Origin of the sequence: Plesiomonas sp., assembly GCF_051650925.1 — a bacterium.
Classification (GTDB): Bacteria; Pseudomonadota; Gammaproteobacteria; order Enterobacterales; family CAMTGL01; genus Plesiomonas.
In genome coordinates, this window is record NZ_JBOFRH010000040.1 from 1 (window position 1) to 16,772 (window position 16,772).

General features: G+C 50.2%; 20 protein-coding genes. 10 read left to right on the top strand and 10 right to left on the bottom strand.

Translation table 11 applies throughout. The features are described 5' to 3' along the window. From ACRC27_RS00900 to flgB, 4 genes are all read right to left on the bottom strand, one after another. Window positions 1–795 (bottom strand): flagellar hook protein FlgE (locus tag ACRC27_RS00900; protein ID WP_438638882.1); only part of this gene is annotated, 795 nt, incomplete at its 3' end. A gap of 26 nt (window positions 796–821) precedes the next feature. Then, window positions 822–1,556 (bottom strand): flagellar hook assembly protein FlgD, encoded by a 735-nt coding sequence (locus tag ACRC27_RS00905; RefSeq protein ID WP_438638884.1) that lies wholly within the window; start codon window positions 1,554–1,556, stop codon window positions 822–824. Window positions 1,557–1,587: 31 nt separating this feature from the next. After that, window positions 1,588–2,010, bottom strand: a complete 423-nt coding sequence (gene flgC / locus ACRC27_RS00910; protein ID WP_438638886.1) for a flagellar basal body rod protein FlgC — start codon at window positions 2,008–2,010, stop codon at window positions 1,588–1,590. A gap of 11 nt (window positions 2,011–2,021) precedes the next feature. Continuing rightward, a complete protein-coding gene (gene flgB, locus ACRC27_RS00915) occupies window positions 2,022–2,399 on the bottom strand; it encodes a flagellar basal body rod protein FlgB (protein WP_438638888.1) in 378 nt (125 codons plus the stop codon). A 179-nt stretch (window positions 2,400–2,578) separates the two neighbouring features. Here flgB and flgA point away from each other — a divergent pair, with 179 nt between their 5' ends. The 3 genes from flgA to ACRC27_RS00930 all read left to right on the top strand — a co-directional run bounded on the left by flgA (window position 2,579) and on the right by ACRC27_RS00930 (window position 4,234). Further along, a complete protein-coding gene (gene flgA / locus ACRC27_RS00920) occupies window positions 2,579–3,277 on the top strand; it encodes a flagellar basal body P-ring formation chaperone FlgA (RefSeq protein WP_438638890.1) in 699 nt (232 codons plus the stop codon). A gap of 244 nt (window positions 3,278–3,521) precedes the next feature. Beyond that, on the top strand, window positions 3,522–3,797 hold the full coding sequence (flgM, locus tag ACRC27_RS00925; protein WP_438638892.1) for a flagellar biosynthesis anti-sigma factor FlgM: 276 nt from the start codon (window positions 3,522–3,524) through the stop codon (window positions 3,795–3,797). A gap of 8 nt (window positions 3,798–3,805) precedes the next feature. Continuing rightward, window positions 3,806–4,234 (top strand): flagellar protein FlgN, encoded by a 429-nt coding sequence (locus ACRC27_RS00930; protein WP_438638894.1) that lies wholly within the window; start codon window positions 3,806–3,808, stop codon window positions 4,232–4,234. A 28-nt stretch (window positions 4,235–4,262) separates the two neighbouring features. Here the strand turns inward: ACRC27_RS00930 and ACRC27_RS00935 are convergent, their stop codons facing one another. From ACRC27_RS00935 to ACRC27_RS00960, 6 genes are read right to left on the bottom strand one after another with little or no spacing between them, the layout of a single operon-like run. Beyond that, window positions 4,263–4,787 (bottom strand): flagellar export protein FliJ, encoded by a 525-nt coding sequence (locus ACRC27_RS00935; RefSeq protein WP_438638896.1) that lies wholly within the window; start codon window positions 4,785–4,787, stop codon window positions 4,263–4,265. A gap of 52 nt (window positions 4,788–4,839) precedes the next feature. Then, window positions 4,840–6,171 carry a flagellar protein export ATPase FliI gene (gene fliI / locus ACRC27_RS00940; RefSeq protein WP_438638898.1) on the bottom strand — a complete coding sequence of 444 codons (1,332 nt, stop codon included), beginning with the start codon at window positions 6,169–6,171 and terminating at the stop codon, window positions 4,840–4,842. After that, window positions 6,168–6,929: a flagellar assembly protein FliH gene (gene fliH, locus ACRC27_RS00945; RefSeq protein ID WP_438638900.1), complete on the bottom strand. Its 762-nt coding sequence runs from the start codon at window positions 6,927–6,929 to the stop codon at window positions 6,168–6,170. Before fliH ends, fliI begins: the two co-directional genes overlap by 4 nt. A 13-nt stretch (window positions 6,930–6,942) precedes the next feature. Then, window positions 6,943–7,956, bottom strand: coding sequence for a flagellar motor switch protein FliG (gene fliG, locus ACRC27_RS00950; RefSeq protein ID WP_438638902.1), 1,014 nt, complete (start codon window positions 7,954–7,956; stop codon window positions 6,943–6,945). Next, on the bottom strand, window positions 7,943–9,661 hold the full coding sequence (gene fliF / locus ACRC27_RS00955) for a flagellar basal-body MS-ring/collar protein FliF (protein ID WP_438638904.1): 1,719 nt from the start codon (window positions 9,659–9,661) through the stop codon (window positions 7,943–7,945). The genes fliG and fliF overlap by 14 nt, the downstream gene beginning before the upstream one ends. 13 nt (window positions 9,662–9,674) lie before the next feature. Then, on the bottom strand, window positions 9,675–10,022 hold the full coding sequence (locus tag ACRC27_RS00960; protein WP_438631437.1) for a flagellar hook-basal body complex protein FliE: 348 nt from the start codon (window positions 10,020–10,022) through the stop codon (window positions 9,675–9,677). 338 nt (window positions 10,023–10,360) lie between these two features. Between ACRC27_RS00960 and ACRC27_RS00965 the strand changes: the two genes are divergently transcribed. From ACRC27_RS00965 to flhA, 7 genes are all read left to right on the top strand, one after another. Further along, entirely contained in the window at window positions 10,361–11,263 is a 903-nt protein-coding gene (locus ACRC27_RS00965) for a flagellar motor switch protein FliM (protein WP_438638906.1), read from the top strand. A 75-nt stretch (window positions 11,264–11,338) separates the two neighbouring features. Further along, entirely contained in the window at window positions 11,339–11,704 is a 366-nt protein-coding gene (fliN, locus tag ACRC27_RS00970; RefSeq protein ID WP_438638908.1) for a flagellar motor switch protein FliN, read from the top strand. Then, window positions 11,704–12,441: a flagellar type III secretion system pore protein FliP gene (gene fliP, locus ACRC27_RS00975; RefSeq protein ID WP_438638910.1), complete on the top strand. Its 738-nt coding sequence runs from the start codon at window positions 11,704–11,706 to the stop codon at window positions 12,439–12,441. Before fliN ends, fliP begins: the two co-directional genes overlap by 1 nt. Before the next feature lie 15 nt (window positions 12,442–12,456). After that, window positions 12,457–12,726 carry a flagellar biosynthetic protein FliQ gene (locus tag ACRC27_RS00980; protein WP_438638912.1) on the top strand — a complete coding sequence of 90 codons (270 nt, stop codon included), beginning with the start codon at window positions 12,457–12,459 and terminating at the stop codon, window positions 12,724–12,726. Window positions 12,727–12,750: 24 nt separating this feature from the next. Then, complete coding sequence (gene fliR / locus ACRC27_RS00985; protein ID WP_438638914.1) at window positions 12,751–13,542, top strand: flagellar biosynthetic protein FliR; 792 nt, start codon at window positions 12,751–12,753, stop codon at window positions 13,540–13,542. Continuing rightward, a complete protein-coding gene (gene flhB, locus ACRC27_RS00990) occupies window positions 13,539–14,654 on the top strand; it encodes a flagellar biosynthesis protein FlhB (RefSeq protein ID WP_438638916.1) in 1,116 nt (371 codons plus the stop codon). Before fliR ends, flhB begins: the two co-directional genes overlap by 4 nt. A gap of 11 nt (window positions 14,655–14,665) precedes the next feature. Then, the coding region (flhA, locus tag ACRC27_RS00995) for a flagellar biosynthesis protein FlhA (protein ID WP_438638918.1) at window positions 14,666–16,772 on the top strand (2,107 nt) is incomplete at its 3' end.

Consider the following 16,772-nt stretch of genomic DNA (forward strand, 5'->3'; position numbering starts at 1 on the left):
AAGACTAAAACCACCGCCGTATTGGGTCATTGCACTCATATCTAATGCCAATGGCTGGCCGTTAGGTAAAGTCAATGACAAGTTCGATGGGCTAGTCTTAGTCAGCTTACCGCTGTCATCAAATTCCACTGGGGTCGGGCCGCCTGGCAACAGCTTATTATCCATCGCCACGTGCATTTCCCATTGACCGTCACCGGTTTTGCGGTAGTACTGCGTTACCTGATGCTCATTGCCCAGAGAGTCATACGCCTTCACATTACTGGTTGAGTTGTAGGTTGTCGGATCATCGATATCAAATGGCTTGGTAGCATCAATCACTGGCGCACCCGCATCCAAATTCAATCCCAGAGAGCCTTTGGTAGTTGCTTTGGGCGCTTGATCGGCTTGGTCAATCGTAATCGGCTTACCCCCTTTGCCCAACAGCAACGAGCCATCACCTTTACTTACCAGGTTCAGCAGGCTCGGGTTGTTTTTGTCCTGAGTGGTATCAAAGATGCCGGCACGGGTATAAAACTTCTGGCCGTTATTCTCTACCATAAAAAAACCGTCGCCATTGATCGCCAGATCAGCATTACGGCCAGTGGTGGTCATGCTGCCAGTGGCAAAACTCTGGCGAACGCCAGATACAGCCACCCCGTTAGCTTGACCGCCGCCGAAAGTGGCAGAATACACATCCTGAAACTCAGTGCGGGATGATTTAAAACCGGCAGTCGAGCCGTTGGCAATGTTATGGCTGATGGTATCCATCTGCGCACTGGTCGATTTCAAGCCGCTCAGGCCGATATTAAAAGACATACAAATTCCTGAATAATCTTAGGTGATCAAATGAGAGACAAGGGGAATGGCATCCGTGATGACTTAGCCATCACCGGCGCAGAATCTGATTCGGCAATCTCACGCATGTCATAGATAGACATCTTGCCAAGACCTGCCAGTTCGAGTTGGTTCGGAGTCATGCCATCAGTACTGATGTGCACAGCCTGTACTTTGGCTGCGAGTAACATGTTTTGGCTCCAAGCATCACTGCCACTTTCAGCCAAGACTTCGAATTTGTATTTACCGGCACCTAGCTTGTCACCATCGATATCGAACTTCACCAGACCAGCCGGCTGTGGCCCTAATTTCAGCGTGTCGACCAGCTTGCCCTCTTCGTCGTACACCGCCACCTTGACATTATCCGCCGCTTTATCCAGACGAACCCGACCGTCGAGTTTTTGGCCTTCTTTAACTTCCAGTGCATTGTTGACTTCCATCAACACACTCTTACCAATCAGGTTGGTGCTCTGCAGCATCTCAACATTGCTCATGCCAATGTTGAGATTCATCATGCCCATCTTCACGCCTTCCAGACTCTCGACCGCCGACATCATCCCGAGTTGGGTCAAGTACTGAGTACCGTCCATTGGGTTAAGCGGGTTCTGGTTGCGGATCTGGGCCACCATCATGGTCATGAAGTCATTCTTGGTAGGATTAACGCCGTTTTTACTCACGGCACCGGATGGCAAAGCATCATCGGCCGATGGCTGGTTCGCCGACTGCACTCGGGCAAGGCTCATGGTGATTCCTTAAATCAGATAATCCGAAAAGTTACGCAGGGTTACCCAAGCGCAAGATCCCTTGCTGCATGCTACGCACGCGAGACAACACATCCACATTGGTTTCAAAGCTGCGCGATGCCGCCATCATGTCCGCCATCTCTTCGACGATGTTGACGTTAGAGACGAACACATAGCCCTCTTTATCCGCTTGTGGATTTTTCGGTTCATAGCGACGGGTCAACGGGGCCTGGCTCTCTTCGATACCACGGATATTCACCTTGGCTGTTGCTAAACCGCCGTGGGAGGTATTCCCCATAACGGTAGAAAATACTGGCCGCCGAGCACGGTAACCATCTGCCGCATTACCGGCGGTTACATCTACGTTCGCCATGTTACTGGCGACGGTGTTGAGTCTTACGGTTTGCGCAGTCATCGCCGACCCGGCAATGTCATAAATATCTCCGAATGACATCGGTCACCTCATTACTGTCCGGTAATTGCTTGTTTTAAGCCGCTAAAGGTCATGTTCATAAAAGTCAGGCTGGTCTGAAAATCCATTGCGTTACGCGCAAACTGGGCTTGTTCAACACCTTGATCGACCGTGTTACCGTCTTTGGACGGCTGATACGGGTTGCGGTACATGGCCACATAATTCGGATCAGAGGACATCAAATTCGTCTGCGGCCCCGCAGTGGTGGAATGTTTAATCTGGCGCATCACATCGTTAAAGCTGAGATCACGCGCCTTATAATTTGGGGTATCGACGTTGGCGAGGTTGCCAGCCAGTACCTTGGCCCGCTCAGTACGAAAATCGAGCGTATGCGGGAACACCCCCAGCGCCTTATCAAAACTCAGTGACATTTTTTTATTCCATGCAACAACGTGAATAAGCTCTGTCACTTAGCAATTAACACGCCAATTTTTTAACCATCTGGATTACAATGCGCAAAACTAAGAGCCGTTCCCTCGTTGCTGTGCACAGAACACGTACCGTCAATGTTCCAGAAACACACCGGAAACGGTGCACCAAAGGAGGTACCATGCCCGTTCTCACCCGATACCACGCTCTTTTGCCTATCCTTCTGCTTATCAGTACGCCGTTGTGGGCAGTCGCTGTGACGCCTGTCGAACAAGTGACGCAATTTATCAAGCAAGACGTGAGTTCTTTCGCAAAAGCACAAAAGAGTCAGCAGTTTGACGTTAAGCTGCACAACCTGCCGGATTTCCCAGTTTGTGCCACTCCGCTGCAAATCAAGCGTCTAACCGAATCTCCGCCGGCCGGACGGGTCAGTTACGAGGTACGCTGCACAATTCCAAAAACCTGGCATTTGAATGTGAAAGCCGATGTTTCTATCTTCTTGCCGCTGATTTTTGCCAGCCGCAATTTGGAAAGAGGGCACGTGCTGAATATTGACGATCTGAGTGTCAAAGCCACCAATATCGCCTTCTTGCGTCAGGCTTATTTCACCCATCGAAAAGCATTAATTGGCCAGACGCTGCGCCGCAACCTACCGGCTGGTCGTCTAATTAACCACAATATGCTGGCTGAACCTGAGCTGATTAAACGTGGTGATGAGGTCGTGATTCTGGCAAACAAAGACGGGGTGAGAGCCTCAATGAAAGGCGTTGCATTAGAAGGTGGCAGTAAGGGCAAAAAAATTCGTGTTCAAAATACTCTCAGTGGTAAAGAGATCCGCGCCAGAGTCAGTGCTACAGGGCAAGTGATGACTGATTTTTAACCACTAAAATTGTTTTTCGCCACAACCAAACGCTAAAATGGGTCACAGCTAAAAAACTGACGAGAAAAGGTATTGTCGGATTTAAGTTAGGCAGCCTAGTGGTCGCCGTATATAATTAGGAAGTCAGAATGTGGCACAACCGTAAGACTCTAACGGTACTATCGGCCTACACTGACTGTACTGACGATGAAAAGGTATACATAGCACCACAATGCCTATACAGCCTAATGTAAAAGGAGCAACCATGATTGGTAAAGTACAGCGTGACGTAGCTGTCAGCACCGTACTGACACCGGCCAGCAGCGCTGCCCAAAAAAACTTGGCCACCCGCAGTAAACCGGTCGAGTCAGTGGCATTGAGCCGTGATCTGAAAATGCTTGATCAGGCTCAGCAAACACCGCGCACAGCCGAAGTAGATCTGGATAAAGTCGCTAAAATGCGTGCCTTGCTGACCAACGGTGGGCTGAGTATTAACACCGATCATCTGGCCGACAGCCTCTATCAGCACTACAAAGGCTAAACGACATTATGGATCATAAGTCACGGGTCAAAATCTTACTGCAAACATTGGTACAAGATGTGCGTGATTACCAGCATATACTGCCGTTGTTGCAAAAACAGCATATGCTAATGCAACAGCGAGACAGCCGTGGCTTAAGTGACAGCAACCATCAATTGCAACCGCTACTGCACACCCTACAACAGCGTGCTACCGAGCGTTGCCAACATTTACAGGCTATTGGTCTTCCCGCCGATGATCAGGGAATGCAAGCACTGTTTCGAGCGCTACCAGAAACGCTAAGCGCTTCTGCCCAGCAACAATGGCAACAATTGCACCAATTGATCTGTCACTGTCAGCAGCAAAATAGCGACAACGGTAAACTGCTGGCTCAGCAAAAACAGCTGGTGACCCAGTTGCTGCAACCAAGTGCTGGGCTGACTTACGCCCCACGCTGAATCAGCCTGATGTTGTTTTAATACACGGTTACCGACAGCCCTGCTGACGGCGTAAGAAACGCTGGCCAGACAACTCATCCAAGACCCGCTGTTCATGTTTAGCTTCGCGCTGTTGTTGCTGTTGTTGCAGTTTTTGTAGCAGAGTATCGCCTTTTTTTAGATTCAGATGCTGATGCAACACCCGCTCATGAGCAGTACGCAGCTCTGCTTCGGCCAGCGCCAACTCCTGCTGTTGTAATTGGGTGATCAAAGAGAGCTGATTACGAAAACGGCCAATGCCTTTGACTAACAGCGCACTGGAGTCATTGCCATGACTGAGAGCATATTGGGTCGAAACCTGCTGCAACAACACCAAACGCTCAGCATGTGCCTGCTGCTGACGCTGCCAATGACCTTGCTCAGACTGCAACTGTTCAAACTGCTGCTGCTGTTGCTGATACCAAGCGTGTAACACGCCGTGCTGATGAGACATAACGCAAGACCACTCCTGAAAAACCCAACCCAAGACCGATTGGCCTACCATACGCTGGCGGTATTCCCGTGCCGTAGTCATCCATATTAGCCATTAACGGCTGACTGATGCTCACGGATCGGCTAACTATCGGTTAGCGCAGTTGCAATAATTGTTCCGTACTATCGCTAAGGGTGACTTTTTCCTGCATGCCTTGTTGCAAATAAGCACAGATTGCCGGATAGCTAGCAATTGCCGTATCCAACTGTGGGTCTTTCCCCGGCTGGTAACCACCAAGCGCCAGCAGATCTTGTACCTGTCGGTAGCGGGAATAACGCTGTTTGACCATCTGCGCTTGGCGCAAATGCTCGGCAGACACGATTTGTGGCATAGCCCGACTGATCGACTGCTCAATATCGATGGCGGGATAATGACCACTTTCAGCTAATGTCCGATTGAGTACGATGTGACCATCCAAAATAGCGCGGGCAGCATCAGCAATGGGATCTTGCTGGTCATCCCCCTCAGACAGTACCGTGTAAAAAGCAGTAATTGAGCCCTTACCGTGTGCGCCATTACCGGCACGCTCTACCAATTGTGGCAACAAACTGAACACCGATGGGGGATAGCCTTTAGTGGCTGGCGGTTCACCGACGGCTAACGCAATTTCACGCTGTGCCTGAGCATAACGGGTCAAGGAATCCATCAGCAGCAACACATCATGGCCACGATCACGGAAAAACTCAGCAATCCGATGACATAATACCGAGGCACGCAGACGCAGCAGTGGTGGGTCATCAGCCGGTGAGGCGATCACAACAGCATTTTTTAACCCTTCACTGCCTAAAGAGTGTTCGATAAATTCGCGTACCTCACGGCCTCGTTCACCGATCAACCCGACGACTGTAATTTCGGCAGTGGTATTACGGGTCATCATGCCTAGCAGCACACTTTTCCCCACCCCACTACCAGCGAACAATCCGAGGCGCTGCCCCTTGCCGACACTCAGCATGCCGTTGATTGCTCTCACACCGACATCCAACTGCTCGCTGATTGGCTGACGGACTAACGGATTGATACTTTCGCCCTGCAAATAAATTCGCTGATCGGTCTGTAGCGGGCCGAGAGTATCGAGTGGCTCACCAACTCCATTTAAAATTCGCCCCAACAAACCATAGCCAACCGCAATCTTACTGTCACCTTGCAGCGGAAGCACCCGGCAACCAGGACGTAAGCCCGACGTATGGCGAATTGGCATCAGAAAAGAAGACTCACGGTCAAATCCAACCACTTCGGCTTCTACCAATGCACCGCTGTCAGTTTCAATCATGCAACACTGACCGCTACTCAAACGACAACCGACCGCCTCAAGTGTCAAGCCGGTCATACGAATCAGCCGCCCGTAAGTACGCGCCACCGGCAGTTCAGGCAGTTGACGACCCGCCTGCGCCAAACGGCTGGCTAAAGTTTGCTGCCAGTTACTCATCCGGCGTGTTCGACTGTCGAATCAGCCAGCAGGGTATCGTGTACCGCATCCATACAAGCTTGTAGGCGCTCTTCGCTGTCGACAACCGCTTCTGAATCGCGAGTTACCACTCGGCAACTGCCACTTTCCAGCGCGCTATCTGGCTCTAGCTGCCACTTATTGACCACATCTGGCAACAACTGTTGTAGACGATCACAGTCTTGCGGGTTGAGGTAAACGGTAATTTGGCTCTCTTGTTCCGGTACCTGAGTCAACGTCTCTTCAATCAATGCGACCAGTTGTTGCGGGTGCAGGGTTAGCTCACAGCGGATCACCTGCCGGGCCACTTTTTGTACCAGATCGCAGATCATCTCATTTTGCTCACGCACTTGCTGATGGAATACCTGCTGAATCTGTTGCAGCAAAGCGTCCGTCGCCATAACCGAATTAGTTAATTGCTGACGACCCTCTTGCAACCCTTGCTGTTGACCATCTTGGTAACCGGCCTGATAGCCTTGCTGACGACCACCCTCTAGCCCTTCTTGCTGACCTTGGAGAAGGCCTTCGTCATAGCCTTTTTGCATGCCATCTTGAAAGCCATTATTAAACTCTTCCTGATACTGGGCTGCGCCAGTGTCATAGCGGCCATGGCTATCATCAGAAAAATCATCAAAATCAAACTCATCACCACGTGACCGTTCTTCCACCAACGGCGGAAAACGGTATGGTCGAAGCTGACCGGGTTGCGGACGAAAAATGGATCCGGGTTTATCACACATGGCTGTACTCCACTTACTCGACCACATTTTCCGCAAACAGCGACAACTCAACTTCGCCGTCGTTGGCCAGTTGACGCAAGGTCTGCATGATCTCTGTACGGGCTTCTTCTACTGCACTCATGCGTACCGCTCCCTTGGTTTCCATATCTTCACGCAAGTACTGGGCCGCACGCTTCGGCAGACACGCAAACACCTTATTCTGTAAGGTATCCGATGCACCTTTCATCGCCAGAGCCAAGCGCTCTTGTGGCACTTCTTCGATCATCCGGCTCAAGGTTGCCTCGCTTTGACGATCCAAAATGTCGAACTGGTACATACTCTCTTCCAGTTTCACCATCAAGCTTGGATCCATGTCACGCAGCGACAGCATGATCTCAGGTGTCCGATTCCCCATACGGTTGAGAATATCCACCGCCTTTTTAGTACCATCGACCTGTGAACTGGTTCGGTGTCCCACTTGTTGCAGGAATTTCTCCAACAGGGCATGCACTTCATCAATCATATCGGGATGGATCTCATCCAGATTGGCTAGACGGTACAGGAGATCATCATGAGTTTCTGGCGGTAAACGGCTGAGTAATTGACTCGCCATATCTGGCTCTAGGTAAGCCAAAAATACGGCCTGCAACTGTGGATGCTCACCGACAATCAGCTCCACCAACTTGGAAGGCTCCAACCACTGAAGCCGCTGCAAACTGCTGCGCAGGGTATCACCATAAATACTGTTAATCAGCGGACGCGCCAGAGAGCGACCGAGCGCCTTATCCAAAGTGCGTTCCAGATAACCGCGCGAAGCGCCGGTGATCCCAGATTCAGCGCGAAAATCGGTGAAAAAACGCAAAAATACGGACTGTGCTTGATCTTTTTTCACGCCAGGCAAACTGGCCATAGCAACGGTCAGACGGCTGACTTCCTCACGACTGAGCTGTTTTAGGATGTTAGCTGCGGGCTCTTCTCCCATGCTCAGCAGCAAAATTGCCGCCTGTTGCAATCCGTCTTGCGGCTGCATTCCCTCAGTTTCCGTCATGTTGCTCAACCTTTATCCACTGTTTAACCACCTGCGCGACCCGCTCTGGCTCTTGATTAACCAAGAGCTGAATACGTTCTAGCTGTACTTCCAGACCGGTTTCCGGTGATGGCAGCTCCAACAGACTTTCGTTCAATGTTAGACTCGGACGTGGCACTAATGCTGTGCTACCGTCGGTATTCTGTTTATCATCTTCCGACTGTAGCTCACCGTCGGTGATATTCTCATCATCCAACCGAGTTGGTAGCGCCGAATCACTAATTGGCAACGGTTTGGCCAGTTGACGCAGTATCGGGCGAACCACCCCAAACAGCACAGCCAATATCACCACAGCAGCCAGAACATAGCGCAACACATCTATCCAGAACGGATCTTTCCACCACGGTGCAACATCATCACTCAGCGGATTAGCACTGGCCACAAACGGGACTACGTGTAAGCTGATTTGATCACCATCAGCATCGCGCAGACCCAAAGCATCTTGCAGCATGGTCGTCATCTGCTCCAGCTCAGTCTTGGAATACCGATCCGGCTTGCCATTGATCAGTACCGACACACTCAAATGCTGTAACTCACCCTGCTGATAACGAATATGGCGCTGGGTTTTATCCAGCTGAAAATCCCGATTTAACTCAGTCGTGTGGTTAACAAAATCATTGCTGCTCGATGAGTTTCTCTCTGGGGTGGTCGCAGTGTTTTTGGTTTTATTGTTATTGTTTGCTGGTTTATCTGCTTGTTTATCAGCGGGTTGGTTACTCAGTGCACCTGGTACACCTGCGCTTTGCTCTTTATTACTGCTATCTTCACGGCTGAACTCACGGGTCAGCACCCCTTGCGGGTTATAGACCTCTTCGGTAGCCTCTTTACGATCAAAGTTTACCTTGGCCGCAACCTGTACCTCAAAGTTTCCCATTCCTAACATAGGATCGAGCATACGGGTAGCACGGTCAATGTAGCTGCGCTCCAAGCGGTTTACATACTCCAGATATTGAGTATTGGTTTCACCGGCCTGCGCATCGGCATCATTAACACTCAGTAAATGACCAGCCTGATCAACTACAGTGATATTTTCCGGCTTCAAATCTGTCACGCTACCGGACACTAAGTTAACTATCGCCCGCACCTGTCCTGGATTCAGGGTCGTACCCGGTTGCAAAGACACCGCAATCGAGGCCGAAGGCAACTCCGGATTACCCCGAATAAACAAAGTACGTTTAGGAATAGCCAAGTGCACTCGTGCATTGGTAATACTATCCAACGACATAATAGTGCGGGCTAACTCGCCCTCTAAACCATGCCGATAACGCGCATCTTCGATAAACTGGCTAGTACCCAAGCTATTGTCTTTTTCGAGGATCTCCAAACCGGTTGGTAGCTGCACTTTCACACCCGCAGCAGCCAGCGCCATACGCGCCTTACCCAGCTGATCACGCACCACCATTAACTGGCCATTATTACCATCGACATAAAAACTAAACCCCTGCTTGTCCAGTACTGACATGACCTGGCTTTGATCAAAGGTTTCATTACGGCCATACAACGGGCGATATTCGCTGTTACCCAGCCACAGAGCCAGCACGACAATGCCGGTCACTATCAGCGCGATAACCCCGAGCAAAGCACTCAGACGACGGCCTTTTACCTTAGACAGCATCACTGACGATGCAGGCAGTTGAGCCCATTTTTTCTGTAATAATTCGGTCACGTCAGGATCTCACTTATACCGGCATTTTCATGACATCGTCATAGGCAGTCATTAGTTTCTGTCGTACCTGCACCAAAGCAGTAAACGACAAACTGGCTTTCTGGCTAGCGATCATTGCACCCACCAGATCTTGGCTAACACCGGTATCGACTGCGGTCACCATGTCTTTGGCTGTATTGCCTAAATTATCCACTCGGTTTACCGCTTGGGTCATCGCCGCCTGGAAGCTCGGCACCTGAGCACCAGAGGTGGTCAACGGGTTGGCTGCAACTATTTCAGTACTGCTGCCAACGCCGATTTGTGATTTTACCGCCTCCATCTGGGCCAAGGTGTTCTGTATTCCTGGGGCTGTGTGATACATGACGCTGACTCTCCGACAGTTTTACGTGCTGTTGAAAAAGCAAGTAACGTGCCATCAATTCAATCAACCCAGCGTAGTTGCCCCGACCGATATTTGGCGCTTGTCAATCAATACTCATTACAAGATATAAAGACTTGTCACATTTGTGAGTTTAGTCAAAAATATGACACGCCTATTACAGACATTCACCACTACAAGTCCAGTCCAATGCACATCAAGGTTCACATCATCTTGCTCAAAAACTGGCAGAGAATTTGCATTAAAGTCGACATTACGGATTACAAACTCCGAGTTTTGCGGTCGAGAAGACCCGGTAAGATGTTGCCGAGTGAGCAGGAATGAAAACAACCAAACGAAAAATTATCTCCCCCAGCGAACAGACGCATATCAAACCCTTTGATCTGGCAAACCCAGAACACCGGATTGGTGCGCTACAGGCGACCCTCGATACCATTTGCCAGCGTTTTGAACGCTCAGCTAAACAATTTTTCTTCGGTCTGCTGCGAAAAACGGTGAATTTTCACTTCGAACAGCAAGACACCTTGAAGTTGAGTGAATACTTAGCTTCTATCCCGAAGCCCAACAGCCAGCATGAGTTTCTGGTCGAGCCACACGATATGTGCGGCCTGATTGCAATGGACAGTAACCTGCTATTTTGCATGGCTGATCTGTTTTTTGGTGGTAAAGGTACCAGCGTTCGCCGACGCAATGAAATGAGTGATACCGAGCAGCGCCTCGTTGAGCGAATTTTCCGGCAGTTATTGGAGCTGTTTGATGAGTGTTGGTGCAGCCAGACCAGTTGGTGTAGCCAAATGACACAGCAGCAATCATTACATCTGAATAACAGTCTGGCCAATCAACCACTCTTTCAGATTTGTCGTTTCTCCATTCAAATTGGCGAACATCAAGGCTGGTTAGAGATAGCCCTGCCGTTTAACGGTTTGGAGTTTTTGCGTACTCCAGCAACCGAAGAGGCTAACGTAGAGCTGGATCCAACCTTACAAGCTAAGGTAGAGGAGCGGCTACAACAAGTACCACTACGCCTACAAACTACGCTGTGTGAAAAATCGCTAACCTTGGGTCAGGTGATGGATTTACTGGTCGGTGATGTGATCTCAGTAGATATGCCATCCCAACTCACTGTGCGAGCCGGCAATAGCCCGCTGTACAAAGCACGCATTGCTGAGCGTAACGGTAATTTGGTACTGCAAGTTGATGACGTGTTAGACACGCCGGCCTAAACCATTTCACTGCCCAGCTAAGGCTGGGAATATTATTGATGATGTTTCGTTTTTTGTAACCGCAAGGAATCCCCGATGTCCGAAACCCTAAATGATTTAAATCTGGATCTGAATGATCTTGATATGGGCGATTTGGCCACAGACACACCGGCTACTGCACCGGAGGAAGCCAGCTTCCCAGCGGACATGAAATTTATCCGCAACATCCCGGTAAAGCTGACACTGGAAGTAGGCAGTACTGAACTGATGATTGGCGATCTGATGAGCATCGGTCGAGGTACTGTCATCGAGCTGGATAAGCTTAACGGCGAACCGATGGATGTCAAAGTCAATGGCACTTTGCTTGGCCATGCCGAAGTGGTGATCGTGAATAACAAATATGGTCTGCGCTTGACTAACGTAGTAGACAGTAACGACATGCTCAAAGGGTTGTCACACTAATGCGCAAGCTTGGGTTACTGGTGCTGCTGTGCCTGCTGGCACATCCAGCGTTGGCGGCAAATGGTGATATTGGCCTACTGACGGTCACATCACAGGCTGATGGCGCACAAGAGTACAGCATCAAGCTGCAAATCTTGCTGCTGATGACAGCATTGTCGTTCCTGCCAACCATGCTACTGATGACCACCAGCTTTACCCGCATCATTATTGTATTGGCTATCTTGCGCCAAGCACTCGGCCTGCAACAAAGCCCGCCCAATCGGATCTTGATCGGGATAGCCCTCACCCTGACCTTGTTCATCATGCGTCCAGTGTTCAATGATATTTATACCCACGCCTTCGAACCCTATCAGAACGATACGTTGACCTTAAAGCAGGCATTTGCTCAAGCCGAAAAACCGCTGCGTAAATTTATGCTGGCACAGACTCGGGAAAGTGACCTCCAGCAATTGCTCGACATTGCAGGTGAGCCACAAGCTACACCACCGGAAAAAGTCGATTTTCTGATCCTAATGCCTGCTTTTGTGCTTAGTGAGTTGAAAACCTCATTTCAAATTGGTTTTATGATTTTCATCCCATTTATGATCATTGATATGGTGGTGTCGAGCGTACTGATGGCGATGGGGATGATGATGCTGTCACCACTGATTATCTCACTGCCTTTCAAACTCATGATTTTCGTGCTGGTCGACGGCTGGGCGATGACTGTCGGCACTCTCAGTGCCAGTTTCGGCTGATCGAACAGGATATTTATGGATACCACCGCCATCTCCGTTATTTTTGGCCAAGCCCTAACCGTAATCGCAACTATGGTATGCATCTTGGTGCTACCCAGTCTGGTGGTCGGTTTGCTGGTCAGCATCTTTCAGGCGGCAACCCAAATCAACGAACAGACGCTCTCATTCTTGCCCCGCTTCTTAGTGATGCTGGCAATGATCGGGTTTTCCGGTTCGTGGATGCTAAGTACCCTGCACAATCTTTTTACCCAAATTTTCCACGATATTCCGACCCTAATCGGCTGATGAACCTCACTGGATGTTGACCTGATGTTGACCTTAAGCGCAGCCGATATTACCGCCTGGATGGGCATACTGTGGTGGCCATTTTTCCGCCTTACCGCCGCTTTTTTGGTGATGCCGTTGTTTGGCAACCCACAAATCCCTACTCAGGTCCGGATCGGGTTTGCCTTATTGATCAGCGTAGTGGCCGCCCCCCTGATGCCACCCATGCCATCAGTTGACCCATTCTCACCGCTGGCGATTTTCTATGCCTTTCAACAGCTGATAATCGGGGCTCTACTCGGGTTGGTCATTGATATTTTGTTTGCCGTGTTCACCACCTTGGGGCAACTCGTCTCTATGCAGATGGGGCTTGGCATGGCCGTGATGAACGATCCGGTTAACGGTGTCAGCTCAGCAATACTGGGGGTGATGTACCAGATGTATGTCTCATTGCTGTTTTTAGCCTTAAACGGCCATTTGGTAGTGCTGGATATTCTGGTACATAGCTTTCACGCTATTCCCGTTGGCAGCATGCTCTCAGATACCGCTCTACAGCAGATAATCCATATGTTTGGCTGGATGATTGGAGCATCATTGTTGCTGGCCCTGCCTGCTATCGCCGCCATGCTGCTGGTTAACCTAACCTTCGGCATCATGACCCGTGCCGCACCACAACTCAACATCTACTCACTCGGTTTTCCGATGACCTTAATGTGCGGCGTACTGAGTGTCGGCCTGACCCTTTCGAGCGTACCAGAAAACTTCACCTTATTTAGCCGAGAAATATTGAACCTACTGGCCACTCTCTACACCCCATCACAGGTCGGAACACAATGAGTGGAGATAAGAGCGAAAAACCCACTGGCCAGAGGCTGGATAAAGCCCGTAAAGAGGGTAATCTGCCGCGATCTCGCGAACTGGTCACCGCCCTTCTGGTACTGGGGGGCACTATCACGCTATCAGCATTTAGCCGTACCTTAGGTGATCTACTAACAGGCAGTATGCGCTACAACCTGACCTTAAGTAAGCAAGAGGTATTTGATCCTCAACTGGCATTCAAACACGTGGGTGAAAGCCTGTCGGCTATGGGCTGGACACTGCTTGCACCACTGGGTCTACTAATGCTAATCGCTTTAGTAAGTAACCTACTACGTGGTGGCTGGAACATCAGCATAGAGTCCCTGCAACCCAAGTTTTCCAAGCTCAACCCCATCAGCGGTATAGGGCGGATGTTCTCCTCACAATCAATCGCTGAACTGCTAAAAAGTGTACTGAAAACAACACTCATCTCCCTAACCCTGTGGAGTGTTGTTGGCGAAAAAATCCAGATGCTGCTGAGCCTGCAACACCGTGATATCGGTACAGCCATTAGCCTGACGCTCGATCTTATCTGGTCAACCGTATTGTTATACGGGCTGGCACTGCTGTTTATCGCCCTGATTGACTTGCCCTATACCCAATGGCAATACATCAAAAAACTAAAAATGAGCAAACAGGAAGTCAAAGAAGAGCACAAAAATAGTGATGGAAACCCACAAATTAAATCACGCATTCGCAACCTACAACGCCAGATGGCAATGCGTCGGATGCACAAAGTGATCCCACAGGCAGACGTTATTATCACCAACCCAACCCATTATGCGGTAGCGCTGAAATACGACCAGAATAAAGCTGAAGCACCGTTTGTACTGGCCAAAGCGGTTGATACCATGGCACTACAAATGCAGCAATTGGCTCGACAGCATAACTGCCCGATAGTCAACGTTCCACCACTGACCCGAGCGGTGTACTACTCCACCAAAGAGTGGCAGGAGATCCCAGCCGGGCTGTATACCGCCGTAGCCCATATTTTGACCTATGTCTTCCATCTGGAAGAGTACCGGCGCGGACGTGGCTCACCGCCACCACCGTTGCCTGATTTAACCATCCCGCCAGAACTGCGCCATTAAGCGGAGACATGATGCGAACTAAACTATCCAACTTCACCCGTTACCTCAGCCAAGGGCAGATCGGTATTCCACTGATGCTGCTAGTACTGCTCGCCATGGTGATGTTACCTATCCCGCCACTGCTGCTGGATATGTTCTTCACCTTCAACATTGTACTGGCATTGCTGGTTCTACTGGTTAGTGTATACAGCCGTCGTCCGTTGGATTTTTCGGCGTTTCCAACCGTACTGCTGATCGCCACCTTGCTGCGTCTTGGCCTCAACGTCGCCTCCACCCGAGTAGTTTTGCTCAACGGTCACGAAGGTGGCGACGCTGCTGGTAAAGTCATCCAAGCGTTCGGTGAAGTCGTTATCGGCGGTAACTACGTAGTCGGGATCGTGGTATTCGTTATCTTAATGATCATCAACTTTGTGGTGGTTACTAAAGGTGGTGAACGAATTTCAGAGGTTGGTGCACGCTTTACCCTCGATGCCATGCCAGGTAAACAGATGGCGATTGACGCCGATCTGAACGCCGGTTTAATCGATCATGAACAAGCACGTCAACGCCGGGAAGATGTGGCGAACGAAGCCGACTTCTATGGTGCAATGGACGGTACTTCCAAGTTTGTGCGTGGTGATGCGGTAGCCGGTATGTTGATTTTGTTTATCAACATTATCGGTGGGGTCAGTATTGGGGTATTCCAGTATGGAATGCCGTTTGGTAGTGCTTTCCAGACCTATGCCTTACTGACCATTGGTGATGGTTTAGTGGCGCAGATCCCATCATTACTGCTCTCCACCGCAGCCGCCATCCTCGTTACTCGAGTTACCGATCAAGATACCTTCTCGCAGCAGATCAGCCGCCAAATGCTGGCCTCGCCAGTTGTGCTGTTTGTCGTCGCAGCCATCATGTTGATCTTGGGATTAGTCCCTGGGATGCCGCACCTCGCATTTTTTGCCTTTGCGGGAGTCATCGCATTGGCTGGCTGGAAGATGCGCCATCACCATGAAAACAACAACACTGAGTCCAAAAATGAACTGCGCCGTGCCGAAGCACTGGTGCAACCACCAGAATTTGGCGCAGTACAAGAGATCAATAATGACGATATTCCGGCCGTATACGCCCTCAGCATCGCCGTTGGTTACCGTTTGGTACACCTGATAGATCAGCGCCAAGGTGCCGAACTGCTGACTCGCCTAACCGGTATCCGTAAAACCTTATCCGAACAACGCGGTTTTTTGATCCCGCAAATCCGAGTTCACGATGACCTAACCTTAGCTCCAGATGAGTACCGCATTAGCTTACGAGAGGCGGTATTGGTCAACGCTGAGCTGGAAGACAACCACCTACTGGCCATCAACCCTGGCGAAGTGTACGGCAATATAGATGGCATATTGACCACTGATCCGGCCTACCAGATGGAGGCGGTCTGGATCAATCCAGATAATAAAGACCGAGCCGTCAACTATGGCTATACCGTAGTCGATCACGCCACTATCTTATCAACCCACGTAAGCAAAATAATCAATGACTACATTGATGAAGTGATGGGGCCATCCGAGGTACGTCAAATCATCGAGCGCCTACAAGCCTGTGATGCAAAAATGGCCGATGATCTGCAACAACGTCTCAATCCACAGCAGTTATTACGGGTATTCCGCCAGCTGGCTGCAGAAAACGTGTCACTGCGTGATATTGTGACCATCACAAACTCCCTGCTAGAGTCAGCCGAGCTAACCAAAGACCCGATCTTGCTGTGCGCCGACGTGCGTTGCGCCCTGCGCCGCCCACTGCTGTACCAACTGGTCGGTAACCGTAGCGATATCCCTGTTATCACCTTAGCTGCCGAACTGGAAAATATTCTACTCGGTGCCCTGAGTCAGGCCCAGCAAGCCGGCCACGTTCAGCTCGATGGCTTTGCATTAGAACCGGGGGTTATCGAAAAGCTGCAATACAGCCTGCCACAAGTGATTGACAACATGCGAATGGCTGGACACACCCCTCTGCTGATGGTGATGCCACAGTTGCGCCCATTACTATCGCGCTACGCCCGTGTTTGTGCACCCGGCCTGAGCGTGCTTTCGTTTAATGAAATTCCTGATGACAAAAATGTGTCAGTAGTTGGGAATTTGGGAT

What these genes read in the sequence shown, in the direction of transcription:
- ACRC27_RS00905 (WP_438638884.1), bottom strand. Translation starts at nt 1,556, where the DNA reads ATGAGCCTTGCCCGAGTGCAGTCGGCGAACCAGCCATCGGCCGATGAT.
- flgC (WP_438638886.1), bottom strand. Translation starts at nt 2,010, where the DNA reads ATGTCATTCGGAGATATTTATGACATTGCCGGGTCGGCGATGACTGCG.
- flgB (WP_438638888.1), bottom strand. Translation starts at nt 2,399, where the DNA reads ATGTCACTGAGTTTTGATAAGGCGCTGGGGGTGTTCCCGCATACGCTC.
- flgA (WP_438638890.1), top strand. Translation starts at nt 2,579, where the DNA reads ATGCCCGTTCTCACCCGATACCACGCTCTTTTGCCTATCCTTCTGCTT.
- flgM (WP_438638892.1), top strand. Translation starts at nt 3,522, where the DNA reads ATGATTGGTAAAGTACAGCGTGACGTAGCTGTCAGCACCGTACTGACA.
- ACRC27_RS00930 (WP_438638894.1), top strand. Translation starts at nt 3,806, where the DNA reads ATGGATCATAAGTCACGGGTCAAAATCTTACTGCAAACATTGGTACAA.
- ACRC27_RS00935 (WP_438638896.1), bottom strand. Translation starts at nt 4,787, where the DNA reads ATGACTACGGCACGGGAATACCGCCAGCGTATGGTAGGCCAATCGGTC.
- fliI (WP_438638898.1), bottom strand. Translation starts at nt 6,171, where the DNA reads ATGAGTAACTGGCAGCAAACTTTAGCCAGCCGTTTGGCGCAGGCGGGT.
- fliH (WP_438638900.1), bottom strand. Translation starts at nt 6,929, where the DNA reads ATGTGTGATAAACCCGGATCCATTTTTCGTCCGCAACCCGGTCAGCTT.
- fliG (WP_438638902.1), bottom strand. Translation starts at nt 7,956, where the DNA reads ATGACGGAAACTGAGGGAATGCAGCCGCAAGACGGATTGCAACAGGCG.
- ACRC27_RS00960 (WP_438631437.1), bottom strand. Translation starts at nt 10,022, where the DNA reads ATGTATCACACAGCCCCAGGAATACAGAACACCTTGGCCCAGATGGAG.
- ACRC27_RS00965 (WP_438638906.1), top strand. Translation starts at nt 10,361, where the DNA reads ATGAAAACAACCAAACGAAAAATTATCTCCCCCAGCGAACAGACGCAT.
- fliN (WP_438638908.1), top strand. Translation starts at nt 11,339, where the DNA reads ATGTCCGAAACCCTAAATGATTTAAATCTGGATCTGAATGATCTTGAT.
- fliP (WP_438638910.1), top strand. Translation starts at nt 11,704, where the DNA reads ATGCGCAAGCTTGGGTTACTGGTGCTGCTGTGCCTGCTGGCACATCCA.
- ACRC27_RS00980 (WP_438638912.1), top strand. Translation starts at nt 12,457, where the DNA reads ATGGATACCACCGCCATCTCCGTTATTTTTGGCCAAGCCCTAACCGTA.
- fliR (WP_438638914.1), top strand. Translation starts at nt 12,751, where the DNA reads ATGTTGACCTTAAGCGCAGCCGATATTACCGCCTGGATGGGCATACTG.
- flhB (WP_438638916.1), top strand. Translation starts at nt 13,539, where the DNA reads ATGAGTGGAGATAAGAGCGAAAAACCCACTGGCCAGAGGCTGGATAAA.